The 24,572-nt window shown below is 35.7% G+C and carries 29 protein-coding genes; 19 read left to right on the plus strand and 10 right to left on the minus strand.

Annotation, left to right across the window (positions count from 1 at the left end; genetic code table 11):
* The first annotated feature begins 47 nt into the window (after positions 1–47).
* Positions 48–578, plus strand: a complete 531-nt coding sequence (locus MKY37_RS15910) for a GNAT family N-acetyltransferase (protein WP_340779958.1) — start codon at positions 48–50, stop codon at positions 576–578.
* Between the two features lie 60 nt (positions 579–638).
* On the plus strand, positions 639–833 hold the full coding sequence (locus tag MKY37_RS15915; RefSeq protein WP_340778638.1) for a hypothetical protein: 195 nt from the start codon (positions 639–641) through the stop codon (positions 831–833).
* Positions 834–907: 74 nt separating this feature from the next.
* Here the strand turns inward: MKY37_RS15915 and MKY37_RS15920 are convergent, their stop codons facing one another.
* Positions 908–1,798, minus strand: coding sequence for a DMT family transporter (locus MKY37_RS15920; RefSeq protein ID WP_340778639.1), 891 nt, complete (start codon positions 1,796–1,798; stop codon positions 908–910).
* Positions 1,799–2,414: 616 nt separating this feature from the next.
* Between MKY37_RS15920 and MKY37_RS15925 the strand changes: the two genes are divergently transcribed.
* Both MKY37_RS15925 and MKY37_RS15930 read left to right on the plus strand, forming a co-directional pair.
* Entirely contained in the window at positions 2,415–3,284 is an 870-nt protein-coding gene (locus MKY37_RS15925) for a LysR family transcriptional regulator (RefSeq protein WP_340778640.1), read from the plus strand.
* A 6-nt stretch (positions 3,285–3,290) separates the two neighbouring features.
* Entirely contained in the window at positions 3,291–3,569 is a 279-nt protein-coding gene (locus MKY37_RS15930) for an alpha/beta hydrolase (RefSeq protein ID WP_340778641.1), read from the plus strand.
* A gap of 283 nt (positions 3,570–3,852) precedes the next feature.
* Here MKY37_RS15930 and MKY37_RS15935 read toward each other — a convergent pair whose 3' ends face one another.
* Positions 3,853–4,809, minus strand: coding sequence for a peptidylprolyl isomerase (locus MKY37_RS15935; RefSeq protein ID WP_340778643.1), 957 nt, complete (start codon positions 4,807–4,809; stop codon positions 3,853–3,855).
* A gap of 140 nt (positions 4,810–4,949) precedes the next feature.
* On the opposite strand from MKY37_RS15935, the gene MKY37_RS15940 reads away from it, so the two are divergent.
* Positions 4,950–5,057 (plus strand): YjcZ family sporulation protein, encoded by a 108-nt coding sequence (locus MKY37_RS15940; RefSeq protein ID WP_340778645.1) that lies wholly within the window; start codon positions 4,950–4,952, stop codon positions 5,055–5,057.
* Between the two features lie 117 nt (positions 5,058–5,174).
* Here MKY37_RS15940 and MKY37_RS15945 read toward each other — a convergent pair whose 3' ends face one another.
* The 6 genes from MKY37_RS15945 to MKY37_RS15970 form a co-directional block, all read right to left on the minus strand.
* Positions 5,175–5,360 carry a hypothetical protein gene (locus MKY37_RS15945; RefSeq protein ID WP_340778646.1) on the minus strand — a complete coding sequence of 62 codons (186 nt, stop codon included), beginning with the start codon at positions 5,358–5,360 and terminating at the stop codon, positions 5,175–5,177.
* 70 nt (positions 5,361–5,430) lie between these two features.
* Positions 5,431–5,976, minus strand: coding sequence for a DUF3267 domain-containing protein (locus tag MKY37_RS15950; RefSeq protein WP_340778647.1), 546 nt, complete (start codon positions 5,974–5,976; stop codon positions 5,431–5,433).
* A 112-nt stretch (positions 5,977–6,088) separates the two neighbouring features.
* The gene (locus tag MKY37_RS15955) at positions 6,089–6,625 is read right to left on the minus strand and encodes an HTH-type transcriptional regulator Hpr (RefSeq protein WP_340778649.1); all 537 of its coding nucleotides are present in this window, start codon (positions 6,623–6,625) and stop codon (positions 6,089–6,091) included.
* Positions 6,626–7,587: 962 nt separating this feature from the next.
* Positions 7,588–7,959 (minus strand): YtxH domain-containing protein, encoded by a 372-nt coding sequence (locus tag MKY37_RS15960; RefSeq protein ID WP_340778650.1) that lies wholly within the window; start codon positions 7,957–7,959, stop codon positions 7,588–7,590.
* Between the two features lie 112 nt (positions 7,960–8,071).
* Positions 8,072–8,596, minus strand: coding sequence for a tryptophan transporter (locus MKY37_RS15965; RefSeq protein ID WP_340778651.1), 525 nt, complete (start codon positions 8,594–8,596; stop codon positions 8,072–8,074).
* 119 nt (positions 8,597–8,715) lie between these two features.
* Entirely contained in the window at positions 8,716–9,141 is a 426-nt protein-coding gene (locus MKY37_RS15970; RefSeq protein WP_340778652.1) for an HIT family protein, read from the minus strand.
* A 122-nt stretch (positions 9,142–9,263) separates the two neighbouring features.
* Between MKY37_RS15970 and MKY37_RS15975 the strand changes: the two genes are divergently transcribed.
* Entirely contained in the window at positions 9,264–10,013 is a 750-nt protein-coding gene (locus MKY37_RS15975; protein ID WP_340778653.1) for an ABC transporter ATP-binding protein, read from the plus strand.
* A complete protein-coding gene (locus MKY37_RS15980; protein WP_340778654.1) occupies positions 9,997–11,193 on the plus strand; it encodes an ABC transporter permease in 1,197 nt (398 codons plus the stop codon). Before MKY37_RS15975 ends, MKY37_RS15980 begins: the two co-directional genes overlap by 17 nt.
* 19 nt (positions 11,194–11,212) lie before the next feature.
* Here MKY37_RS15980 and MKY37_RS15985 read toward each other — a convergent pair whose 3' ends face one another.
* Positions 11,213–11,707 (minus strand): antibiotic biosynthesis monooxygenase family protein, encoded by a 495-nt coding sequence (locus MKY37_RS15985; protein WP_340778655.1) that lies wholly within the window; start codon positions 11,705–11,707, stop codon positions 11,213–11,215.
* A 197-nt stretch (positions 11,708–11,904) separates the two neighbouring features.
* Here MKY37_RS15985 and hemE point away from each other — a divergent pair, with 197 nt between their 5' ends.
* The 12 genes from hemE to MKY37_RS16045 all read left to right on the plus strand — a co-directional run bounded on the left by hemE (position 11,905) and on the right by MKY37_RS16045 (position 24,262).
* Positions 11,905–12,957 (plus strand): uroporphyrinogen decarboxylase, encoded by a 1,053-nt coding sequence (gene hemE / locus MKY37_RS15990; protein ID WP_340778657.1) that lies wholly within the window; start codon positions 11,905–11,907, stop codon positions 12,955–12,957.
* Positions 12,958–12,974: 17 nt separating this feature from the next.
* On the plus strand, positions 12,975–13,904 hold the full coding sequence (gene hemH / locus MKY37_RS15995) for a ferrochelatase (RefSeq protein WP_340778658.1): 930 nt from the start codon (positions 12,975–12,977) through the stop codon (positions 13,902–13,904).
* A 671-nt stretch (positions 13,905–14,575) separates the two neighbouring features.
* Positions 14,576–15,511 carry a hypothetical protein gene (locus tag MKY37_RS16000; RefSeq protein ID WP_340778659.1) on the plus strand — a complete coding sequence of 312 codons (936 nt, stop codon included), beginning with the start codon at positions 14,576–14,578 and terminating at the stop codon, positions 15,509–15,511.
* Positions 15,511–16,185: a response regulator transcription factor gene (locus MKY37_RS16005; protein ID WP_340778660.1), complete on the plus strand. Its 675-nt coding sequence runs from the start codon at positions 15,511–15,513 to the stop codon at positions 16,183–16,185. The genes MKY37_RS16000 and MKY37_RS16005 overlap by 1 nt, the downstream gene beginning before the upstream one ends.
* The gene (locus MKY37_RS16010) at positions 16,182–17,576 is read left to right on the plus strand and encodes a sensor histidine kinase (protein ID WP_340778661.1); all 1,395 of its coding nucleotides are present in this window, start codon (positions 16,182–16,184) and stop codon (positions 17,574–17,576) included. The genes MKY37_RS16005 and MKY37_RS16010 overlap by 4 nt, the downstream gene beginning before the upstream one ends.
* Positions 17,573–18,037, plus strand: coding sequence for a FixH family protein (locus tag MKY37_RS16015; RefSeq protein WP_340778663.1), 465 nt, complete (start codon positions 17,573–17,575; stop codon positions 18,035–18,037). The genes MKY37_RS16010 and MKY37_RS16015 overlap by 4 nt, the downstream gene beginning before the upstream one ends.
* Before the next feature lie 91 nt (positions 18,038–18,128).
* On the plus strand, positions 18,129–18,698 hold the full coding sequence (locus tag MKY37_RS16020) for a TetR/AcrR family transcriptional regulator (protein WP_090570117.1): 570 nt from the start codon (positions 18,129–18,131) through the stop codon (positions 18,696–18,698).
* Positions 18,699–18,764: 66 nt separating this feature from the next.
* Entirely contained in the window at positions 18,765–20,954 is a 2,190-nt protein-coding gene (locus tag MKY37_RS16025; protein ID WP_340778665.1) for a YhgE/Pip domain-containing protein, read from the plus strand.
* Between the two features lie 712 nt (positions 20,955–21,666).
* Entirely contained in the window at positions 21,667–22,335 is a 669-nt protein-coding gene (locus tag MKY37_RS16030; protein WP_340778666.1) for a vWA domain-containing protein, read from the plus strand.
* Positions 22,336–22,655: 320 nt separating this feature from the next.
* Complete coding sequence (locus MKY37_RS16035) at positions 22,656–23,294, plus strand: nitroreductase family protein (RefSeq protein ID WP_340778667.1); 639 nt, start codon at positions 22,656–22,658, stop codon at positions 23,292–23,294.
* 163 nt (positions 23,295–23,457) lie between these two features.
* Entirely contained in the window at positions 23,458–23,886 is a 429-nt protein-coding gene (locus tag MKY37_RS16040) for a MarR family winged helix-turn-helix transcriptional regulator (RefSeq protein ID WP_269921829.1), read from the plus strand.
* 79 nt (positions 23,887–23,965) lie between these two features.
* Positions 23,966–24,262: a putative quinol monooxygenase gene (locus tag MKY37_RS16045; protein WP_340778668.1), complete on the plus strand. Its 297-nt coding sequence runs from the start codon at positions 23,966–23,968 to the stop codon at positions 24,260–24,262.
* 125 nt (positions 24,263–24,387) lie between these two features.
* Here the strand turns inward: MKY37_RS16045 and yhfH are convergent, their stop codons facing one another.
* Complete coding sequence (yhfH, locus tag MKY37_RS16050; protein ID WP_211895213.1) at positions 24,388–24,513, minus strand: protein YhfH; 126 nt, start codon at positions 24,511–24,513, stop codon at positions 24,388–24,390.
* Positions 24,514–24,572: the final 59 nt, after the last annotated feature.

Here is a 24,572-nt window from a genome sequence, read left to right on the forward strand (position 1 = left end):
GTAACGGGTGCTTTAGTAGGTTTTTAAAATTGAAAGTGGGGATTATTTTGTTGTTTCAAAATGGGTATTTAAAAGTTCGTAAATTAGAAGAAAAGGATAATTATTTGTTAGCAAGTTGGCTTTCGAACCCGTCAGTTCTTGAATTCTATGAAGGAAGAGATAATCCTTTTGATTTAGACAAAGTTAATAAAGTCTTTTATGATTCTGAAGATGATGAATTTAAATGCATTGTAGAATTTGATGGTAACGAAATAGGATATATTCAATTCTATCTATTGGATGATGAAACGAAAAAAGAATATGGGTATTATGATGGGAATATTTATGGTACAGACCAATTTATAGGTGAGGTAGAGTATTGGAATAGAGGGATTGGAACATTACTTGTTACATCAATGGTTAAATTTTTAATCGAACATAAAAAAGCAGACCGAGTAGTTATGGACCCTCAAATAAGAAATACAAGGGCTATAAAATGCTATGAAAAATGTGGTTTTATAAAAGTTAAAATACTTCCTAAGAATGAGTTACATGAAGGAGTATATCAGGACTGTTGGTTGATTGAATATCAAAAATGATTTATTTTTTCTTCAAGTAACGGGTGCTTTACTTCAAGAAGGGGTAAAGCTTTTTTCTTGTTGAACGATAAAGAAGTGATAAAGGAATATAGGCTTAATGGTGGAAGCGATGCATACTTGTTGAGTATAGGAGGTGCAAACATACTGGTTTTTGAAATAGATAATTTGCAATACAGGTTTAGTGCAGATAAAAGAATATCAGAAATGATTACTCCTGAAATTTTAGTTCAGATAGCTAATTCTATTGATATTTGAATCGAATCAAATCAATAACCACCTAAAAATAAAACCACTGGGAGACGAATGCTTCCCAGTGTATATTACGTTATTTAGTTGGTGTTGTTAATTCTTGTTTTGTATATCTGAGTGATTTTAATTTCACTAACAAATGTTGAGGCTAAAAGTAATGCACCACCAAGCATTTGAATTGCTGTCATTTGCTCCTGCAGAATAATTGCCGAAATCAGTATTGCTACGAAAGGATCTACATAGCTTAGCATTGCAATACTTTGTCCTTTTAATCTCTCCATACCAGAAAAGAATAACCAAAATCCAATCCCAGTGTTGACGACTCCTAAAATTACTATAAAAGGTATAGATGAACTAGATACTTCAAATATACCGAAGCCAGAAGTTGAGAAAACATAAGGCATAAGGAGTAAAGAGGTTATTCCAAGCTGAATTATCGTCAACTCAAGTTTCCCCATACCTTTTATAAATTTATTTAACAGCAATAATGCAGCGTAAAATGCAGCTGCTATTAATCCGTAAGAAAGACCAAGGATATCATTTGTATTAGATGCACTGACACCTTCACCTACAATCAATACCAGCCCCATTATCGCGATAATTATACAGATAATCTTTTTAAATGATAATTGTTCTTTAAGTATAAATGGTGAAAGAAGCATCACAAACACTGGGGCAAAGTAATATCCAAGTGTAGCGTTAGCAATTGTCGTATAGTCATAGGATTGGTACAGAAAAACCCAATTTCCACCTAATGCGATACCAGAAAGAAACAAAATTAAAGCATTCGATTTCACTAAATTCCATGATATTTTTTTCTTCATGATAATGAATATTAATGTTAAAAATAAGCAACCTATTAAACTGCTAAGTAAAGCTCTTTCGCTCGAAGAAAGATCAATATACCGAACAACTAAACCAATTGTACCGAAAATGATCATTGATAATATAAACTGAATTTTAGATTTCATTGTATACTCCTTCGAATTTGCGAAACATCTTATATTTCGCAGATTCTTAATCTGTTATTAATTTAATTTTGTGAGTAGCAGTACTTAAACTAATTTGTGCGTATACCTCAAACAAAATATCCAGCTTGCATCCATCACCACGCTGAAAATCGCTAAATACAAAAGTATGATTTGTTTTTCTAAAACTGTACTTTCTGCTTTAATATCCATTCTTCTACTAAAATACATTGCTGAAATCTTTAGATTTATAGAGCTTTTCTGCAGTAGTTACAAATAAATAAAACTTGGTCTTTTTACTATTATTGAGAAAAAGCGTTTTGACCATTTGCATTTTTACTTTTTATTTATCTTTATACATCCATTGAAATGACCTCATCCGTTTCCACACGTTCAAACAATCTCTAACTTTCTAATATTTTATAGACCTTTATTTGCAGAGGGGTTTTATAAAATTGGGTTATTTCACCATAATATCACTCACATAAATCATCTCTATGCTCCTATCGCTTTCTAACTTGATTTTCCAGTAGTAGTAGCATAGCATATTAATATGTATTACTAAATTGAATGTTTATCATGTTTAACATGACAAAATCAGATGTCTGGGAGAGAATATATGAATATCCAAAAATATATGGCCTTTGTCAAAGCAGTTGAATATGGAAGCTTTACAAAAGCTGCTCAAGATTTAAAATATACGCAGTCTGGTATTAGCCGTATGATTAACGATTTAGAATCGGAATGGGGAATTTTACTATTTGAAAGAGGACGTGCAGGTATCACCTTAACATCTGATGGCTTAAGATTATTGCCTCAGTTAAAACGAATCTGTAACGAACATGAGATGTTAATGATACAGATCGAGGAATTACACGATATACAGTCTGGTATTATTCGTATTGGAACCTTTTCAAGCGTTGCGACACATTGGCTACCGAATATAATTAAAAGTTTTAAGAAAGATTATCCTGATATTGATTTTGAATTACTATTAGGGGATTATACAGAAATCGAAAGCTGGATTATCGAAGGGCGGGTCGACTTTGGTTTTTTACGACTACCGATAAAAAGTGAAATGGAAACCATCTTTGTGGAGCAAGACCGTTTGTTGGTAGTAATTCCTGAAGATCATCCTCTTGCAAATTGCGACAAGTTTCCAATAAAAGAGTTATCGAACAGTCCATTTATGCTATTGGAGAAGGGTGCAAAAGCTGAAATCTCCGAAATTTTTGTGCAGCACCAAATCGTACCGCAAGTTGATTTTACGACATGGGATGACTATGCCATTATGTCTATGGTGGAAAACGGACTAGGAATTAGTATATTACCAGAATTGATTTTACAGCGTAGTCCCTACAAAATAATAACGAAAGAGCTTGAAGTTCCTGCTTTTCGAGATATAGGTATCGCTATGAGAGAGCAAAAGTCACTTTCACTAGCTGCCAAGAAATTTTTAGACTATTTATCGTATAGAAAGAGGAAGTGAAAAAGTTTGAGGGAAATTGGTTGTACGTGTTATGTCTCGCTATATAAGAGACATGGAGTAAAGCCAGAAGCTCTCTTAAATGCTACTATAAATGATTGGTCGAAAAATATAAAAGAAGCGTACTATTTTCTAGAACAACGCGGGTATAAAAAGATTTCTCTTATTGGATTAACAGTAGGTGGGATTTTATCGTTAAAATTAGCACAGGATGAGCAGATTGAACGACTTATTGTCATGTCCGTCCTAAAAGATCGTACCGCAGAAACGGTTAAAAACAGCGACTAGCTGATTATGCAAAGGCATATAAGCAGCTAGTAGAAAAAACATCTGAAGTGATTGAAAAGGAAATAGTGCCTTTTCCAAACTCCACACATTTAATGACGCTAGGAAAAGATAAGAAATCACTTTTTGAAGAAGTAATGTCTTTTATTAAATAAATAAAATACCTTTGCGGTAGAAACAAGTTTTGAACTTTAAAGGAAAGCGCACCTTTTTGTCTAGTTTAGCCAACAAAAAAAGTTGATCATGACAGAATGTCACGACCAACTCTCTATTATACTTGTCCTGATTATTTTGTACTTTCAGTTGCTTCCGCATCTTTTTCCGCATCTTCTTCGGTAGTTGCTTCAGCATCTTCAGCCGGTGCTTGTGATTCTGCAGCTGCTAGAAATTGATCTAATGATGTTTTTAAATCTTCATCTTTGATGTCAATATCCGCATCTTTCATCATTTTAGCTACTTTTGGTAACAATGTAGATTGGTCTGCTTTTTCTAGCTTCAATTGTTTTTCAATCTCTGCTTTTTTATCTTCATATGATTCTTCGATTGTACGCTTATCCGTTACTTCAATAATGTGGTAACCAAAGCTTGACTTAATAGGATTACTGATAACATTTTTCTCTAAAGCAAATGCTCCATTTAGGAAATCCTCATCCATCGGAGAAGCTTTTGTAATCCACCCAAGATCTCCACCAGTTGTTTGAGCTGGCTCTTCAATTGAGTATTCTTTTGCTACTTCTGCAAAGTCTTTACCAGAATCTAACTCAGATTTAACTTTTTTAGCTGTTTCTTCATCTTCAACTACAACGTGACGAACATTAATTTCATCTTTGATTTTTTCAAATTGGGCTTTACTTTCGTCTTCAGATACTTTAACATCTTCGATTAAAGCTTTTTCTTGCAATAGGTTTAGTTCTAAGAATTTTTTGTATGATTCTTCAGTATAGCCCTGTTGAGCGATTATAGCTTCAAAGCTCTCACCATATTGCTTTTTATCAGCTTCTAATTGAGTGGTTACTTCCTCTTTAGTCACTTCGTACTTATTGGAAAGTACTTTTTCAATAGCTAGCAATTGGAATGCTTGATCGCCAATTGATGATTTCATCTCTTCATACAAATCATTCTGTGTAATATCCCCGATTTTAGATGTTGCAATTACTTCACTGCTGTCTGCTGAATCCTCGCTACAAGCCCCTAAAGCAAGAACAGATGCTGCAAGCGTTAATGTTAATACTGTTTTTTTCATGAAATTTTCTCTCCTAACTTCTTTGTGTTGCCAGTTGTTACTATAACATAAACGAAATAAAAACAAAAATAGTTCCCGTTCATTTGCCTACCGAATATTTAAAATACCGCATAGGATACATGGAAAAGGAGGTGTTTTAAATGAGCGGACAATATAACGGTGGCGGATATAACGGTGGCTCTGGATTTGCTTTGATCGTAGTTCTATTTATTTTATTGATCATTGTAGGTGCAGCGTTTATCTACTAATTTAACAGGAGAAACTAAGATCGCCTAAAAATCGATCTTGGTTTCCCCTCAATTGGTAGTATGAGAAAAAGAAATGACCCTAAATCATATACATGATTTGGGTCCACTTTTTTTCTCTTAAACTGTATAAACTAGCTCAACATAAAAGGAAACAAGAAGAATCGTGATCAAAATATTGATCGTGCGAAAAATCTTCGGATGCTTCTCTTCCGGAATTTCTTTTGACATTACTAAAGCATATGTCATTCGGTTAATTTGTATCAAATAAAACGCTGAGAATAGAACTAACGTGAATATAATCATGTCTAGACTCCCTTCATATCCTAATTAAGCATAACAAACAATTAGGGGGATATACAAGTGTTACATTTTGTTAATAGTTTGGTTCCGCTATTAAAATCTCGTACCCTGCATCCGTTTCTTCAATTAAAGCGTACTTTGGTGATTTACTTAAGTTTTTTGCATAAATTAGATCAATTAAGCAAATTCCACAATGATAAGCAAATAAAATAGTGAAGTAGTGGGCAAAAATAGGTATTGCTAAAGCTCCGATAATAAATAATACATTAACGAATATAAAAGGAGCTAATAAGATGAAAAGAAATCGACTCTTACGAACTGGCTCAACTATACGCAAATGTAAGGTTGGGACACATTTAAATTGGTTAATGACGATGAATTTTATTTTATCTCTATGACCAAACATTGGGATAAAGTGAAATAATTTATGGAGTGGATAAACACCCAAAAATGCTATCACGAATATCCAAAAGTAATCGTCCGATTTATGAGAGTTATTAATAATTCCTAATAAGACGTATGCAAATGAAAAAACCATTATAACTACTAAAGAGGATAGTATAAACAATCTCTCTAATCCATATTGTTTTTTCACATTGATTGTTTTCCAGCAGTGCAAGGTATGCAACTCCTATATATTAATTTGATTTAGATACATAAGATAATCCTTTTTATAACAAAAAGCAACCTCTTTATTTGTAAAAAATTATTAACCGCTTTCAAACTGCATATTATTCACCTTTGGAACTGAATGTATCCTCTATATTTTTTAAAGATTTTTCGAAAATATCCATGAAATCATCTCCATAAACATTGCGAATGACTGCCGTTACATCCATGAAATCTGGAAATTTCCCATAAAGCTCTTTAATAGGAAGAGACCCCTCCAGTACTGCGTGTGGAGTAGTATGGTAATTTTCATACATTTCTTCTAAAAGTACTTTCCCTTTTTTTGTTACATCTACATACGTATTACGCTTATCTGTCTCTCTTTTAGAAAAAGAAAGTAGCCCACGTTCTTCTAGTTTTTTAGAAAAATTAAATGCTGTCGAGACATGCATTACTCCAAACTTTGCTATATCAGAAATAGTTGCACCTTGTAGGTGATATGATATCCATAAAATATGATGTTCATTAATATTTAAGTCATAAGGTTTTATCCATGCTTGCCAATCTTTTTCTACTGCTTTCCAAAGTGCTTTAGATAGTTGCGCTATCCGCTGACTATAGAGCATTGCCTCTTTCATCGTATAAAATTGATCTGCCATGTAAACCCTGCTTTCTATATTTATTTTCTTTCAAACATTATAGCAAGAAAGTATGTACCTGAATACAAATTTAAAAAATATTATTATATTTATAATAATAAGTACTGCTAGTCACATTGAAAGTAGTTCAAAATTTCTCTATCAAGAAAAAAGAGGACATACCACTATTTGAAATATATCCTTATTTAAAATTTCGCTTTCCATAAACCTAGTTATCTACTTGTATTGAAGAATAGAATCTATACAATGATACCGCTGATTTCCGTCGTTTGTGATGTCTTATCTGTCTCACTCATCCCGCTGTAGTCGCCACCTTCCACTCTAATCAATTAAGTGAGTAGTACTCAATAATAAGGTTTAGCATAGCTTATCGCTTAGATGATAATAGTAGTCAAAGTTAATATAGTGATAAAACGTCTGTTGAATTAGGGGGCCTATTCTAAAATGAAAGATGAAAAAGGTGATTTTCTTTTATACTAGTGGAAATATAGCGAAATAGTAAGTGTTCACAAAATAAAGAAGCGAAATAGCGAACGAAATTGCATCTTCGTATAAGAAGGTATCTTTTCTCTAGTTATCCAAAAACGTATTAAACTGTTTCTAAAAGTTGAAGAAGGGTGACGGACAGAAAAAGTGAAACTTCAATCAGTGGGGGGCTTTAACCCCACTGATTGAAAAATTGAACTCAGGCAAATAACGCCGCGTCGTGCGGCAATGCCTGAGTGACCCTGTTGGCCCGAACCATTCGGGCTTTTACGGGCAGTTTTCTACTGCCCGTTAATGCGGGACAAACGCCATAAGAGTTACTGAAAAAAAGGGATGCTGGTTGGTTGTGACGGACGTCACAACCAACCAGCATCCCTAAAAATTCACTCGGTAATCAAATAGCAACAAGTCTGTCTAAAGCCCACTGAAAACGATAGAAATAGGTTTAGACCTTCAGACTGCTTGCGAATTTCGTATTAAACTGTTTCTTCTTGTTTTTTTGGTAATTTCTTTTCTAGCTCTGTCATTGCTTCTTGAATAGATGAAATTTCTGCCTGAAGCTGGGCTTGTAGAGGGGCAGTTTCATTTTTCCATTGGGCAATACTAGATTTAATGTCTTCAATTGTACTAGGAACTACTTCTTTTGAAGAATTCGTTAAGTTGTTTATCGAATTTTTCACATTTGCTAGTTGAAGCTTTATGTCGGAAAGCTTGTCTCGAAAATCATTGGAGGAAGCCTTAAAGGAAGATCGAACTTCCATACCTGATTTTGGAGTGGTCATAAGTACTGCAGATGCCCCAACTAGTAGACCAGTTGCAAGGCCGCAAAATAATGGTGCTAGTTTCATAATAATTCACTCCTTTGCTTATATGTATTATTCCTTACCTTATGATAATTAAAACATATTATTTTAGACAAAAAAAGCTTTCCTTCGAAAAGGAAAGCAGATAGTTTATATTTTAAGCTGTAAGTGCAGTGTCAAAATTAGTACGTTTGATCAAATTTACGATAATCGGATAGATGATAAAGAATGCTATTGCATTGATAGCAATTGCTGGAAGTACTACAATCACGAATAATTCTTGGAAAATTGCACCTGCACCGAATACAAAAATTGCAGATGATAGGAAAACTGTACCTGATATTAGAGTTCCGATTGCTGTCAGAACTACGCCAACTGCAACTTTATTTGCCAACTTGCTTAATAATAAAACAAGTCCTAAAAAAACAAAGGCTGTTACTGCTTTATCAATGATATTTGGAACGAATCCTCCTGGGAAGGTAGAAAACAACCCTGATATAACTCCTGTTGAAATACCTAACAAAAAAGTACTCTTCACATTAGGGAATAAAAGTATTCCTATAAACATCATCGTAAGCATAAAATCTGGTTTCATCCCACCATTAATACCTGGGATAATAATGTAAAGAACTGCTCCAACACCTACTAATAGGGCCATTAAAACTAAATTCTTCGTATTCATTTTCTCATCTCTCCTCAACTATTCTAAGCTCTGTTTGTTGTTTTCCTCTAACGTATCCTCATGATCGTTAGCAAGAAACTTATATCGATTGTACGTGCTCTACGTCAAAAAAGCAAGAATTACTTCTTCAATTTTTCATATAATTCTACTGCTAAATTTTGAATGATCTCAGGAGTAAATGTTTTCTCTTTCGTAATCCAAGTTGGACGGAATCCATCAGTTTGATCGTAGCGTGGGATAAAGTGTAAATGGAAATGGAACACGCTTTGCCCTGCAGGTGCACCATTATTATTTAATAGGTTCATGCCTACTGGACCGAAGCTCTCTTTTAGTACACTTGCTATTTTTGGGACAACCTTAAACAAGTTACTAGCTTCTTCTTCGGATAAATCATAGACGTTCTCTTTGTGATTTTTTGGAATAATTAGCGTATGACCTTTTGTTAGTGGCATTATATCCATAAAAGCATAAACATGTTCGTCTTCATAGATTTTCGCACTTGGGATAGAACCATCGATTATTTTACAAAAAATACATTCACTCATAATATACCCTCCATATTCATCGTTAAGAAAAGTTTAACATATAATAGGACAGGCTGTGGGATGATAGAGGATTTTTTGAAATTATTTTGGTAAACTTATAAATAAGAAGTGAGGTGCGAAAGATGACTGTATTAGAAGTCAAAGACGTAACAGGTGGTTATACTAGAAAGCCTGTTTTACATGATTTAAACTTTTCAATTGAAAAGGGAGAGCTAGTAGGATTAATCGGGTTAAATGGTGCGGGGAAAAGTACAACCATCAAACATATTATTGGAACAATGAATGCATTAAAGGGTGAGATTCGACTTAATGGTAAAACGTTGAAAGAGGATCCGGCACTATATCGTTCATCTTTTTCCTATATACCTGAAACGCCTGTACTCTATGAAGAGTTAACTTTAAAGGAACATCTACAGCTAACTGCTATGGCCTATAATTTAGATGAATCTGTTTTTGAAGCAAGAAAAGAGGCCCTTTTAAAAGAGTTCCGGATGGAAAAAAGGTTGAATTGGTTTCCGGCACACTTCTCTAAAGGAATGAGACAAAAGGTAATGATTATGTGTGCGTTTCTAGTGAATCCAGCATTATTCATTATCGATGAACCGTTTGTAGGGCTTGATCCTTTAGGTATTCAATCATTATTAGATCAGATGAAATCAAGAAAAGAAGATGGAGCATCCGTATTAATGTCTACACATATATTGACTACAGCAGAAAAATACTGTGATCGTATCCTTCTATTGCATAATGGGAAAATTCGAGCGCAAGGGACAATGGATGATCTACGAGCGGCATTTCAAATGCCCGATGCAACACTGGATGATCTTTATATCGAAATGACGAAGGAACAGCAAAATGAACAATTTGCGTGAAGTATGGAGTAAACGGTTTGTATTTTATATTAATGAACTGCAAAAATACTTGAAGTATATTATTTCTGGGCATATTGCAATTGTTATTGTATTCGTAATAGGTGCTGCAGGGTATACGTATAGTGAATGGTTAAATACAGCTCCAAGGGATTTTCCCGCCTTTTTAGTTGTTTCCTTCATAGTCAGTATTTTAATAGCGTTAAGTACGCCAGTTACGTTGATGAAAAAAGCGGATAGTGTTTACTTTCTTCCATTAGAAACTAAATTAGGCGAATATTTAAAACTCGCCCTTACATGGACATTCTTTTCGTCCATCGTTGTACCATTAGCGGCGTTAGTCGTTTCGATACCATTATTAACAAGAATAGCAGGATCCACATCAGGGGAAATTTTGTATTTCTTCGGTGCAATCCTTATATGGAAGTATTGGAGTATACAAACGGAGTTCCAATATCGATGGGCATCCAATGGTAAAAATGTTTGGGTAGATTACTTTATGAGAATGATATTATTGTTCGCAGGTTTATACTTTTTACTGAGCGGTAGCTATTTATTTTTACTTGCAGTCGTTATTATTCAAGTACTGTATTTAATAGCTTGGAAGAAGAAAAAAGCAGAAGTACCATTTCCTTTTGATCATTTCATTGATGTGGAGCAGGCACGGATGATGCGATTTTATCGTTTTGCTAATTATTTTACGGATGTTCCGCATATTCAGGGTATGACAAAGCGAAGAAAATGGCTTGATATTCTGTACAAATTTGCACCTTATGAACAAAAAAATACACAATTCTATTTAGTTTTACGTACGTTTGTCCGTACGAATGATTACTTTTATTTGTGGGTTCGCCTTACAGCACTTGCGATTGTTGGATCTATTTTCATCCCGTTTCCGATCGTTGCGATTATTTTTACTAGTGCACTGTCATTTGCTACGGTAATTCAACTGCGCCAGTCCTTATCGTCGGGATATGAATTCCGAATGGATCTGCTGTTTCCTATTGATGAAGGAACGCGAAAAAAAGCAAATAACCGCTTAATCCGAATTATCCAATTGATTCAGGCAATCCTTGTACTGGTCGTAATCCTAGTAAAAGCTGGGTTTATAATGGATTTAATCCTTATTCCGATTATGATGATAATTGTTTCTGAATTGACTTTACGAGTTAGTAAGTTATAGCAAGAAAAAAGAGGGAGCTTTAAATAGCTTCCTCTTCTTGTGTGGATTGATAAGTTGAGATGTACGGTGCGCTTGTGAATAGATTTTGTTTATCCGCAACTATACTAAAGTCTAGATCGACTGATTTTTCCCATACTTCGTAGCTGCTTGGACCAGACCATTCCGACATAATGATATATGTATCGGATTTGATAGGTTTAAGAACTCTAAGAGCGATAAATCCAGGTTCATTTTGAGCGGTTGGACTTAAATTTGTATATTTATATTCAAATATGGATTTCCCTTCATCTGAAAGGGGTATATTGTGAAGGACGAAGTAACCTTTATGAGAGAACTGTCCAGCAGACTCTAAAATTTCGTATTTTCTTGGCACTTGAAAAACGGTCTTGTTAGATGTTTCGTGGATAAGGACAGAGTTACCAGTCCCGTGTAATAAGAAGAGCTCTTCTTTCTGGTATTTCTTTTTTATGGATTGCATAAACTCCGGTGTACCGGATGTCATATATAAATTCATTTGGATACCTCCCCTTTTCTTTTTACTTTATCATTCCCATAATAGCTCTTTAAGAAACATATTACCTACCTAACTACACTGAAACAGGACAATTTTATGACAAATACACTATATGGCTATACTTTAGAAATAAGAACGTCTATAGTTGAAACGTATAGAAAATAGTACGTTTATATAATGAGAGGCAGGTTCCTTTAATGACTAAATTTAACGATACACTCCTTCGCGCGGCACGAGGAGAGCAAGTAGATCACACGCCAGTTTGGTTTATGAGGCAAGCTGGAAGATCACAACCTGAATATCGAAAAATAAAAGAAAAATACTCTTTAGAACAAATTACGCATGAGCCTGAATTATGTGCTTATGTTACACGTTTACCAGTAGAAAATTATAACGTTGATGCAGCAATTTTGTATAAAGATATTGTAACACCGCTTGTTGGAATAGGCGTAGATGTAAAGATTAAAAATGGAGTTGGGCCTGTAATTTCAAATCCAATCCGTACAGTTCAAGATGTAGAGAACTTAGGGGATTTATCTCCTGAAGATGATGTGCCATTTGTATTGGATACGATAAAACTATTAACGACTGAACAGCTCAATGTTCCATTAATCGGATTTGCAGGGGCTCCATTCACTCTTGCTAGTTATATGATTGAAGGGGGACCTTCTAAAAGCTATAACAAAACGAAAGCATTTATGGTATCAGAGCCACAAGCTTGGTTTGCGCTAATGGACAAGCTTGCTGATATGATTATTGTATACATTAAAGCACAGGTTAAAGCTGGGGCGAAGGCTATTCAAATATTTGATTCGTGGGTTGGAGCTTTAAATGTAGCGGATTACCGTATTTTCATCAAACCGGTGATGACACGTATTTTCACGGAGCTTCGTGAAACAGGCGTGCCGCTTATTACATTCGGTGTCGGTGCTAGCCACTTAGCAATGGAATGGCATGACCTTCCTGTAGATGTGGTTGGGATAGATTGGCGTTTATCTATAGAAGAAGCCCGTGCAAAAGGACTTACGAAGCCATTGATGGGGAATTTAGATCCATCTTATCTAATTGGTGGCTGGGAAGAGATTGAAAAGCGTGCGAAAATTATTGTAGAGCAAGGTGTGGCACAGCCAGGACATATCTTTAACCTAGGACATGGGGTGTTCCCTGAAGTAGATCCAGACACACTTAAACGTTTAACTTCCTTTGTTCATGATTATAGTAAAGAACTAATCGCAGCAAAATCAAACTAAATTTTTATGAGGTGAATATGATGAAAAAAACAATGGGATTATTAGTAATGGCGTACGGAACCCCATACTCAGAAGCGGATATTGAACGATATTATACACATATCAGACATGGTCGTAAACCAAGTGATGAGCAACTAGCTGATTTAACTGGTCGTTATGAAGCAATAGGCGGGATCTCACCGCTTGCTAAAATCACAGAAAGCCAAGCAAGAGGATTGTGCGACCGTTTAAATGAATTACAAGATGAAATTGAATTCAAGCTATATATTGGCTTAAAGCATATTGAACCTTACTTAGAAGATGCAGTAGCAGAAATGCACAAAGATGGCATCACAGAAGCAGTATCAATGGTATTAGCACCTCATTTCTCAACATTCTCTATTAAGTCCTATAATGGTCGTATTAAAGAGGAAGCAGAAAAGCTTGGCAACTTAAAAATTACTTCAATTGAAAGCTGGTATGATGAACCAAAATTCATCCAGTACTGGAGCGATAAAGTAAGTGCAGCATTTGCAGAAATGACTGAGGAGCAACGCGAAAAGGCATGCTTAATCGTATCTGCTCACTCACTACCAGAAAAAATTAAAGAACTAGGCGATCCATATCCAGACCAATTGCAAGAAACAGCAGACTTAATTGCCGGAGAAGCAGGCGTGAAAAACTACGCAGTCGGCTGGCAAAGTGCTGGACAGACTCCTGAGCCTTGGATTGGTCCGGACGTTCAAGATTTAACACGTGAATTACACGAACAAAAGGGATATACTACATTTGTTTACACTCCAGTAGGATTCGTAGCAGAACATTTAGAAGTTCTTTATGACAATGACTACGAATGTAAAGTAGTATGTGATGATATCGGAGCGACATATGTACGCCCTGAAATGCCAAATGCACAGGCCCAATTTGTCGACGCAATGGCTGATGTCGTTTTAAAACATTTGAAATAATAGTTAGGTAAAATGTCTTAAACATCCTCTAGATGTTTAGGGCATTTTTTTAAAGAATGTATAAAATTTGTGTGCCTTAACAGTGTGCCTGTTATTTTAAAGAGTACAATTATAAATTATTGCTGCTGATTTCCGTTCCAACGCACTTTCATGTTTCGAAGCAAGCGCAGCGATGCAGAAACAGGTGGACGCTTTCCGCGGGCGTTGCCTCAGCCTCCTCGCTTGGCTGCAGGGTCTTCGCTTAACGCTTTTCCCGCAGGAGTCGTCACCTTTCACTTCAATCAACAAAAGGGTAGTACTCAATAATAAGATTTGGCATAGCCTATCGCTTAAACGAATGGATTTTTCAAAGTTAATGTTGGGATAATATCAAACTATAATCGTTGTTTTGCAGCAAGATTACTTAAAAAAGAAAAACTGAACGTGACATCAGTCACGATCAGTCTTTCTAAAAAAATAGTAGGTAATAGTAAAATATCAAATCTGTCAAAAAGCCCACCAAAAACGATAGAAAACGGTTTTGATCTTAAAAGGCACTCACGCTTTTTCTTGTGGAGCTATACTCGCTTTGTGAAACTCTAACTCAGTTTGGAGAAACTCAAAAAAGTTAGAGTTTATTTCAAACTTTTTTCACATGTTCTCGTTATAATGGAAGAAATGGGGGTGGATTGGTGAAAAAGTTATATATACTTTTGTTACTTTGCTTTATTGGAGGGTGTTCAGAGGCAAGTTTTCCAGCCATCCCCTCAGATACTGATTTTGTTGCTAGCTTGAACATTTTAGGGGGAAGTATTGATTTTATCTCTGAAGAGGCTGAGATACTCGAATCGTGGGAGCTAGAAGAGGCCTATACTGGTTTTGCTTTAGTGACGGATGATTTACTTCTGGTTTATGGATATACCGTTGAGAAGGCAAAGCTAATAGAATTGTCCACGGGTAAACAGATAGCTTCGATTGATGTAGGTGAGGGTACTACGAATGCGTATGTATATGAAGAAAAAATCTATATAGCGAATGGGCAGGATAATACAATTTCTCTCTATAACATTGAGGGGAAAAAACTACAGACCAATTCTACTGGTAATTATCCAATGGCCATGATTTCTGATGGAAACCATATTTTTGTAGTTAACTTTAAGGATGAAGTCCTTTCTGTACTGTCTATGAATTTGGCACAAGTGGATGAGTGGATGATTCCGACATCATCTCATGGTCTTTTTATACAAAACAATGAACTTTGGCTTGGTGGGCATGGTGCAGGTAGCAGTCCAAATCGCTCCATTAAAAGAATTAATATAAAAACAGGCGAACTTATAGGAGAAATTGAGGCTCCATTAATGCCTATAAATATGGCAAGAGCAGCAAATGGACATATTTTTACAGTAAGTCATGGAAGTAGTACAGTTTATGAATTATCAGAAACTGGAGAAGTTTTAAACTCTATGAAAGCAGGAGCAAACCCGTTTTGGATAAGCTCTTTTGGGAAAAATATGGTACTTGCCGGCTATGATGACCATCAAATATATTTTATCCAATCCGATGAAATTACAAAAAAACTGCAGGTAGGAAAAGGTCCATTCCAACTAATCGTCAGGGAGGTTGAATGATGACTACTATATTAGTCGTAGATGATGAACGAGAAATGCGCAAGTTAGTTGAACTGCATTTACATCAGGCGGGTCATCATGTACTTCATGCGGAAAATGGAGAATCCGCAATTGAACTAGTACAAACCTCCAAGGTAGATTTAATACTCCTAGATGTGATGATGCCTGACATGAGTGGGTTTGAAGTTTGTAAGGAGATTCGAACGTTTTCTTCCGTACCGATTATATTTCTAACAGCGTTAGATGCTAAGACGGATTTAGTTAAAGGCTTAAAGCTTGGCGGGGATGATTATGTCATTAAACCTTTCACTGCAATTGAATTAATGGCACGTATAAATGCCATATTCCGCAGAGCTGGTATTTATACAACAAATGAGCAACAAAAAGCAGGAGTTATTGAACATGATCTAATAGGTAGACAAATTTCAGTTAATCAGGAAAAAATCCAACTGACGTTAAAGGAATATGAACTGCTTCATATATTTATGAAATACGAAGGGAAAGCTTTTTCCAGGGAGCAGTTATTAGAACGAATTTGGGGAATAGAATATGAAGGTGGAACTCGTACTGTTGATACGCATATTAAAACACTTCGTCTGAAGCTCGGAGAACAGGCAGGGAAATATATTGAGACAGTGTGGGGTATTGGATATCGCTTTGAGGTTGTCGAATGAAAAAGCTATCCGTAAAAATTTGGATGCTGCTTCTTTTATTCATAGCTATTACTGTTGTGTTCTTAGTAATATTCACTAATTTTCTATATGAGGAACTGTATGTAGAGGATACAGAAATCTCCATGACGAAGGTTGCAGAAAATTTACAAAGTACGTACAAGGGTGGAGCAGTTACAAATGAGTTCATCAAACAAACAGAAGACTTCAATCGTTTTTCAGACGTAGAAGTTTTTACTGTTCGAAACCCTCGGGAACTCAGTGCTTGCCTGCCATTTGATATAGACTATGAGACATTGATAGGACCTGAAGAACGCGCTGAGCTTATTAGTGGTGAAGCGGTTATTAAACGTGGTTATGAGAGAAGGTTTAATCGGGAAGTTGTATCCGTTATTTATCCGTTAGTTGATGAAAATAGGCTGGAAGGCATTATTTATGTATATGTACCTTTAACGAAAATGACGGAAATGGCTTCGAAGGATGTAATTTTTCTATTGATAACTGTATCACTTCTACTCCTAATAATGGCGTGGATCAGTTTGAAGACATTGCAAAAAGTTCTTGTTCCGTTAGATAAACTTAAAGTAGCTGCCAATGAAATGGCATCTGGGAAATATGAAACGCGAGTAGAAGTAAAATCCTCTGATGAAATAGGAGAGCTTGCAAAAACCTTTAACCAAATGGCAACGTCTATTCAACAGGAGGACGAGAAGAAAAGAGATTTCTTATCTATTGTCTCTCATGAGCTACGTACGCCAATAAGTTATATAAAAGGATATGGTGAAGCATTTGAACAGGAGCTCGTTCCAGAGGAAAAGAAAAAAGAGGTTTATGCACTTATTGTACAAGAGGCTAATCGTATGCAGAAACTGACAAATGATTTGCTCACAGTAGCACGTTCTGAACAGAATCACGATATTGATATGTCTCCATTAGTATTATCGGAGGTTGTTCGCGAGGTATTGCAGTTAGTAAAATCATTGGCAGACAAGAAGCAAATTCGGTTTACTGTTACAATAGACGAGGAAACAATTCTAAAAGCGGATGAGCAGATGACCAAACAAATATTGATCAATATTTTAGAAAATGCTATTCACTACTCGCCTATTTCATCCACTATAACTATAGAAAATGAAATAGCTAAAAACGAAACAACTATTCATATTAAAGATGAAGGCTGTGGAATTGCACCAGAGCATTTAGCGCATATTACTGAAAGATTTTATCGTGTCAATAAAGCGAGAAGTCGTGCAGACGGGGGAACTGGTCTTGGGTTATCTATTGCTTCTCAACTTATCGAAATGCAAAAAGGTAGACTAGTATTCACAAGTGAAGTAGAAAAAGGAACTGCCGTTTATATAATATTACCAATTTGGGAGGATTCATTTTTATGAAAAAAACATTAGCAGTACTTGCAATAGCAACAATGACACTAGCAGGGTGTGGGGATAAAGATGCAACAGAGAGTAACGCAACACATCATAATGAAGGTACACTAGAAGAAGTGGTAGTAGACATCCAAACGGCAGAAACACTATCCGTAGATGATGTTGTATTATCTGCAAAAGTAACACAATCGGATGAAGCTGTAGATGATGCAACCGTTGAATTTGAAGTGTGGGAATCAGGCTTGCGTGAGGAAGGTCATATGGTAGAGGGAAATTTAACCGAGGATGGCGTGTATGAAGCGAATTATTCATTTGATCATGATGGAGTCTATTATATGTTTGCCCATACAAATGCAAGGGGACTTCATGTTATGCCGAAGCAGGAACTGATTGTTGGAGAACCGGATATGAGTAAAGTGATCCCGGATGAAAGTGATGATTCAATGAGTCATATGAATCATGAATAAAAGGCTTGCCAAAGAATTAAGATGAGTGTATTATAATGACTAGATGACCGAAATGGTTTTCTAGTCATTTTTTTATAGGAGTTGAATAAGAATGGATCGTAGGCAGGAAATATTAGAGGCTGCGACAAAATCTTTTTCTCTTTTTGGCTATAAAGCTACTACGATGGAGCAAATAGCTAAAATAGCGAATGTTGGGAAAGGGACAATCTACACTTTTTTTGAAAATAAAGAAGTCCTTTTTCAGGAAATTGTCCTTCGCATTATTGCTGAGATGAAACAAGAAGCGACAAAAGTGATTAAAGAAGATGCTTCTTTCCAAGAAAATGCGTATGCAGCCTTGATGAAAATGCTAGAATTCCGGGATACTCATCAATTGTTTGCTAAAATTATTGCGGAAGAACAGGAATGGAGAACGCCAGCGGTAAAGCAGGTGAAGGCGCAAATAGAGCAAGCCATTGTTTCTTTTATCAAACAGAAGATTGATAAGTATATGAATCTAGGAGAAGTTCGCCAGGTAAATAGTGAACTAGTTGCATATTTACTATTAAAAGGGTATTTGGCGTTTGTTAACGACTGGAATTTAACTCATGAAAAACCTTTAACAGAACAGGAAATTACAGACTTTTTTCAAGACACTATTTTCCATAGTCTCATTATTTGAGACTAATTTTTTGGAGTGAAATGACTAATTGAACAAATTGGTCACACAGTATTAGGAGGAATATTAATGATTAAATCAGAATGGAAAAGTATTTTCACAAATAGGAAGCTACTCATTCCCATAATTGCAGTATTGTTTATACCTGTAATGTATGCGGGAATGTTCCTATGGGCATTTTGGGATCCCTATGCAAATTTAAGTGATCTTCCGGTAGCAGTAGTAAATGCAGATGAGGGTGCTGAGTATAACGATACTAGTTTAACTTTAGGGGATGACCTATCAGAGAAGTTAAAAGATAGTGGACAGTTTAAGTTTGTTTCAGTTTCAAAGGAAGAAGCAGATAAAGGGTTAGTAAATGAGGATTATTATTTATTAATTGAGATTCCAGAAAACTTTTCTCAACATGCAACAACATTATTAGATGAAGAACCACAAAAAATGGTCATTACGTACAAAGCAAATGAAGGATATAACTTCCTTTCCTCTCAAATTGGTGAAACCGCAATGGACCGAATTCGTGCAGAAGTAAATAAGCAAGTATCTGCAACCTATGCGGAACAATTATTTGATTCTATTACGAAATTGGGAGACGGATTTGCTGAAGCATCGGATGGAGCAGGTGCATTAAAAGATGGTGCAGTAGAAATTAATACAGGCGCATCCGATTTGAAAGGCTATTTAGAACAATTGGCTAGCAGTACAATCGAACTTCGAGATGGCACTAGTACAGTTGTGGATGGGATACAGAAAGCTGCAACAGGTTCAACCGATTTAAATAGTGGATTAACCTCACTTACAGATGGATCAAAGCAATTAGCAGCTGGAGTCAATCAAACTGCTACAGGTGCAGACCAATTAAACAGTGGAATTCAAACGTATACAAGTGGAGTAGCTAAACTAAACGAAAGCTATCAATTATTAAGTGAAAAAGAAAAAGAATTACTAAAATCATTAGCTACATTACAATCAAGCAGTGCAGCTATTAATAATAGCGCAAATCAGTTATCTGAAGGTTCTACACAGGTTACTGCTGGTATTCAAGCGTTATCGAAACAGTTAAATCAGCTATCAGAATCATTACCAGCTGAACAGGCAGCAGCATTAACTGAAACAGTGAAACAGTTAGAGACTGGCAGTTCTACAGTATCGGCAGGTTTAGAAAAGCTAGCTAATGGTACAGCGGCTCTATCAACAGGTACAACTCAAGTTAGCAGTGCCGCAAATCAGCTGAGTGCAGGTTATACACAGGCACAACAAGGGATTTCACAATTAAATGACTCTTCAGGTGCATTATTGGAAGGTTCCGCAAGCTTAGCAACAGGAACTAGTACACTTGCATCGAAAATGAGTGATTTAACAACAGGTATGCAACAAGCATATGAAGGTTCCAATAGTTTAGTAGCCGGTTTAAATGAATTAGCATCTGGCTCAAGTCAGTTAGAAACAGGTACAGGAACATTAGCAGAGAAATCTGGAGAGCTAGCAGATGGCTCAACGAAACTAACAGAGGGAACAGAACAATTAGCAGCAGGAACAGAGACTTTACAATCGAGCTTAAAGGATGCTAGTGAACAATCGAAAGAGGTTTCAGCAAATGATTCAACCTACGACATGGTAGCGTCACCAGTTGACGTGGAAGTCGAAGGAGTGAACGAAGTACCGAACTATGGTACAGGATTTACACCCTACTTCTTATCTCTTGGATTATTTGTAGGTGCATTACTTATATCTATTGTATTTCCTTTTGTCCAGTCGGCGATTAAACCTACAGGTGGTTCATCTTGGTTTATAAGTAAGGTATCGGTATTAGGGATAGTTGGGATTATTCAATCTCTAGTAGTTGTAGCTATCGCATTGTTCGCTTTAAAATTGGAAACACAAAGTGTAGGATTGTTTATATTATCGACAATCATTACAAGTTTTACTTACTTGGCTATTGTCCAATTACTTGTAACGGTATTAGGTGATCCAGGTCGCTTTGTAGCAATTGTCATCTTGATACTTCAATTGACAACTAGTGCAGGTACGTTCCCATTAGAGCTAATACCGCAGCCTTTACAAATTTTTAATAAATTTTTACCTATGACTTATTCAGTCCAAAGCTTTAAAGCTTCCATTTCTACGGGAAGCATAAGCAATTTCTGGTCAACTAACAGTGTGTTATTAGGATTCATGATAGTATGTCTTGCCTTAACTTTGGGTTATTTCATGCTATTATTCAAAAAACGTCACTCTAAAGAAACAGTTGAAGCTTAAGCTTTTGAACCCATCTCGTAAAAGAGATGGGTTTTTGTTTTGAAGAATAAAATTTTTGAGACTTATGAACCCTAAGATACTAGTAATTTGGTGCGTAGATCTATTTAAAGCTATCGCTGATTTCCGTTTCAGGCGGCCGCGTTCCGCAGGGGGAGCGATGAGCCATCCCCGCCGCTACGCGTCCGTTGGGATGTCTCATCTGTCTCCCTCATCCTGCTGGAGTCGCCGCCTTTCACTGCAACCAGCGATGTGAGTAGTACCTAAGTTTAGTACAACCTCTATAAAGATCACGTGGTATGGGTATAGCAACTAAAAGAAAGTATAAATTTATATACTTGAAATCCAGATACTTTAAAAAGTAGATCTCTTAATAGGTACTGGATTTCCGTTTCAGGCGGACGCGTTCCGCAGGGGGAGCGATGAGCCATCCCCGCCGCTACGCGTCCGTTGGGGTGTCTCATCTGTCTCCCTCATCCTGCTGGAGTCGCCGCCTTTCACTGCAATCGATGGAATTGGATTTAATAAACGAATAAACAGGCGTGATTTAATGGAAATATTCAATTTCATAATTAAAACAAATAATTATGAAATTGACTCATTTCACAGCTTACTGATTTCCATAATTAAAAAGTAAATTAGAAAATTAAGTATATACTCGTAAAATACTAAAAATTCTGTATACTTGAATTAGAAAACACTTAGGGGGGAAAATATGAGTACAATTTCATTAAAAAAGAGTGCAGCTAGCATTGTATTGGAAAAGAAGAAATTAACAGATGTCGTGGCTAAAGTCGGAATCGTACTGGATATTTCAGGTTCTATGCGGAAGTTATATAGAGAAGGTATTGTTCAAGATGCTGTGGAACGTGTATTAGCGGTAGCTAGTCAATTTGACGATGATGGTTCGCTAGATGTTTGGGTATATGACAACGAATTTTCACGGTTGCCATCAGTTACTGAAAAAGATTTTACAAGTTACGTAGAAAAGCAGATTCTAATGAACGAAAATATTCATAAATTCGGAAGAAATGATGAACCGAAAGTGATGGAAGATGTTATAAGGAAGTATATAATAGAAGAGCCTAGTAATGACCCCGTTTTCTTAGTATTTATCAATGATGGTGGATGTAAGCCAGGTATAAAAAAATTCATCGTAGAATCATCTAACCAACCTATCTTTTGGCAATTTGTCGGCATAGGTGACTCCAACTTTGACGTTTTAAGAAAATTAGATACGATGGAAGGAAGAATTGTAGATAATGCTAATTTTTTCCATTTAGATGACTTAAAGAAAGTGTCAGATGAAGAGTTATACAATCAATTATTAGACGAATTTCCAATGTGGTTAAAAGAAGCGAAGGAAAAAAGAATACTACGCTAAACCAATTGGAAATGTATTGGATACACTTCGTTAAAACATATTCAGTAAACTTCTATAAACTTTAACTGCATCGAATTGTTAGACACAATCTAACAATTGCGATGCAGTTTTTCTATGAGAAAATTACTCTTGATAAAAGATTGGCAAATTGGCGTATAACAAGATTCTTTTGAAACGTTACTACTAGACAGCACCTTTTGATTATTAAATTTAGGTAATTGAGCTTTTGTATTGCAAATTTCTCAAATTTATATTATATTAGTTGATGCATCAATAATTGATAGGTCAATTAATATATTATGAAAAAGGAGTATATACACATGCATAAATATCAAAAAACAAATGATTTCAATGAAATCGTATACGGCCGTCGTTCCATTAAGGTATATGACCCTGCGGTTAAAATCAGCCGTGAAGAAATGAGCGAAATTATAGCTCAAGCTTCAAAAGCCCCATCTTCTATTAATTTTCAGCCTTGGCGATTTGTAGTCATTGACAGCGAAGAAGGAAAAGCAAAGCTTGCAACACTTGCCAAATTCAACAAGGATAAAGTATTAAGTTCATCTGCGGTGATTGCTGTCTTTGGTGACCGAAATAATTTTGATTATGCCGAAGAGATATTTAGCAAAGCGGTTCAACTTGGATATATGCCTCAAGAAGTTAAAGAAGCTCAATTAAATTATTTTAAACCGTTTTATGAAAATATGTCCGATGAGCAAATGAAAGATATAGTTATGCTAGATGCAGGTCTTGTTTCCATGCAACTTATGCTAGTAGCTCGTTCATACGGGTATGATACGAATCCTATCGGTGGTTATGAGAAAGATAAGATTGCTGAAGCTTATGGTCTGGACAAAGAACGTTATATACCGATTATGTTAATTTCCATTGGTAAAGCCGTTAATGAAGGTTATCAATCGTATCGTCTGCCTGTCGATACAACTACGATCTGGAAATAAGATAGAACCTTTTGAATATAAATTGGTGGATAAGTTACCATTTCGAGTTGTACTTTAAAAAATTTTGTATTATATTTTATTGACAGGTCAATAATTGAGGTTTCAATAAAGTAGTAGACACTCGTATATGTTGACCGCATAAAACTATTTAGGAGGTCAAATGATGCGTTGTTCACTATCTAATCATGAACAAATCTTACATCTGCTTAAAGGGCTTAATAATCAAATTAGCCCTAAATTTGAACGGTGCACAGGCATTAGCTCTTCACGCTATGAATTGCTACATCAGCTTTATGAAACAGATGAAATCAATCAGTCGACCTTGCAAAAAGCTGTTAATATAGATAGTGCTGCTATTACTCGTCATCTAAAACAACTTGAGGCAAACGGAATGGTCGCTAGACGAAGAAATCCTAACGATAATAGAGTGATATTTGTTCGTCTTACAGAGGAAGGGCGCAAACAAATTGTTGGTTACAAAAAAGAAAAGGTTAATTTCGTAAACCAAATGCTTCATGATTTTAACCAAGAAGAATTGGAATCCCTATCTGACATGCTTAATCGTATGCAAAATAACATAAGTGAATACTAGAATTTTCAACTTCAATTGAATCGGATCTTATCAATTGTAAGTCTTAAGTTTAAATAATCTAACATAAAGGATGATAACAATGATTATAATTCATGCACATCTCCAGGTAAAAATGGATCAAGAACAAGCATTCTTGGAAGAAGCCAAAACACTTCTTGCAGCAACAAGAGCTGAAAAAGGCAACATTAGCTATGATTTGATGAAATCTACTGATCAAGATCACCATTATACAATGGTAGAGCTTTGGGAAGATGTAGAGGCTACTAAAGTCCATAATACGAGTGAACATTTCACTGCTTTCATTCAAAAAGCTCAAGCTTTCATGGCCGCACCGATGGACCTTAAAGTATTCAACGGAGAACCTGTAAAAGCATAAATTTTATAATAAGTAGCAAACACCCCAAGGATTTCATTCTTGGGGTGTTTGCTTATGTTTATTTTTTTATAAGATCAAAAATCCCACTAGAAAGGGGAGTATCTAGTGGGTAGTTCTTTCAATTATTAAAGTGTCGTACATTTATCACAGTGGTTCCCGTAGCATTCATGTTGTTCTTCAATTGCTTCACCACATGTTGCACATTTCTTAGCGGGCAGGTTACGGAAAAATTCAATTACGTTTTCTAACATAGTTGTTCCACCTCCATCTGTTATATAACTAACTTTATTATTATCATTGTATTATAACA

The organism is Psychrobacillus sp. FSL K6-2836 (assembly GCF_038003085.1).
Lineage (GTDB): Bacteria > Bacillota > Bacilli > Bacillales_A > Planococcaceae > Psychrobacillus.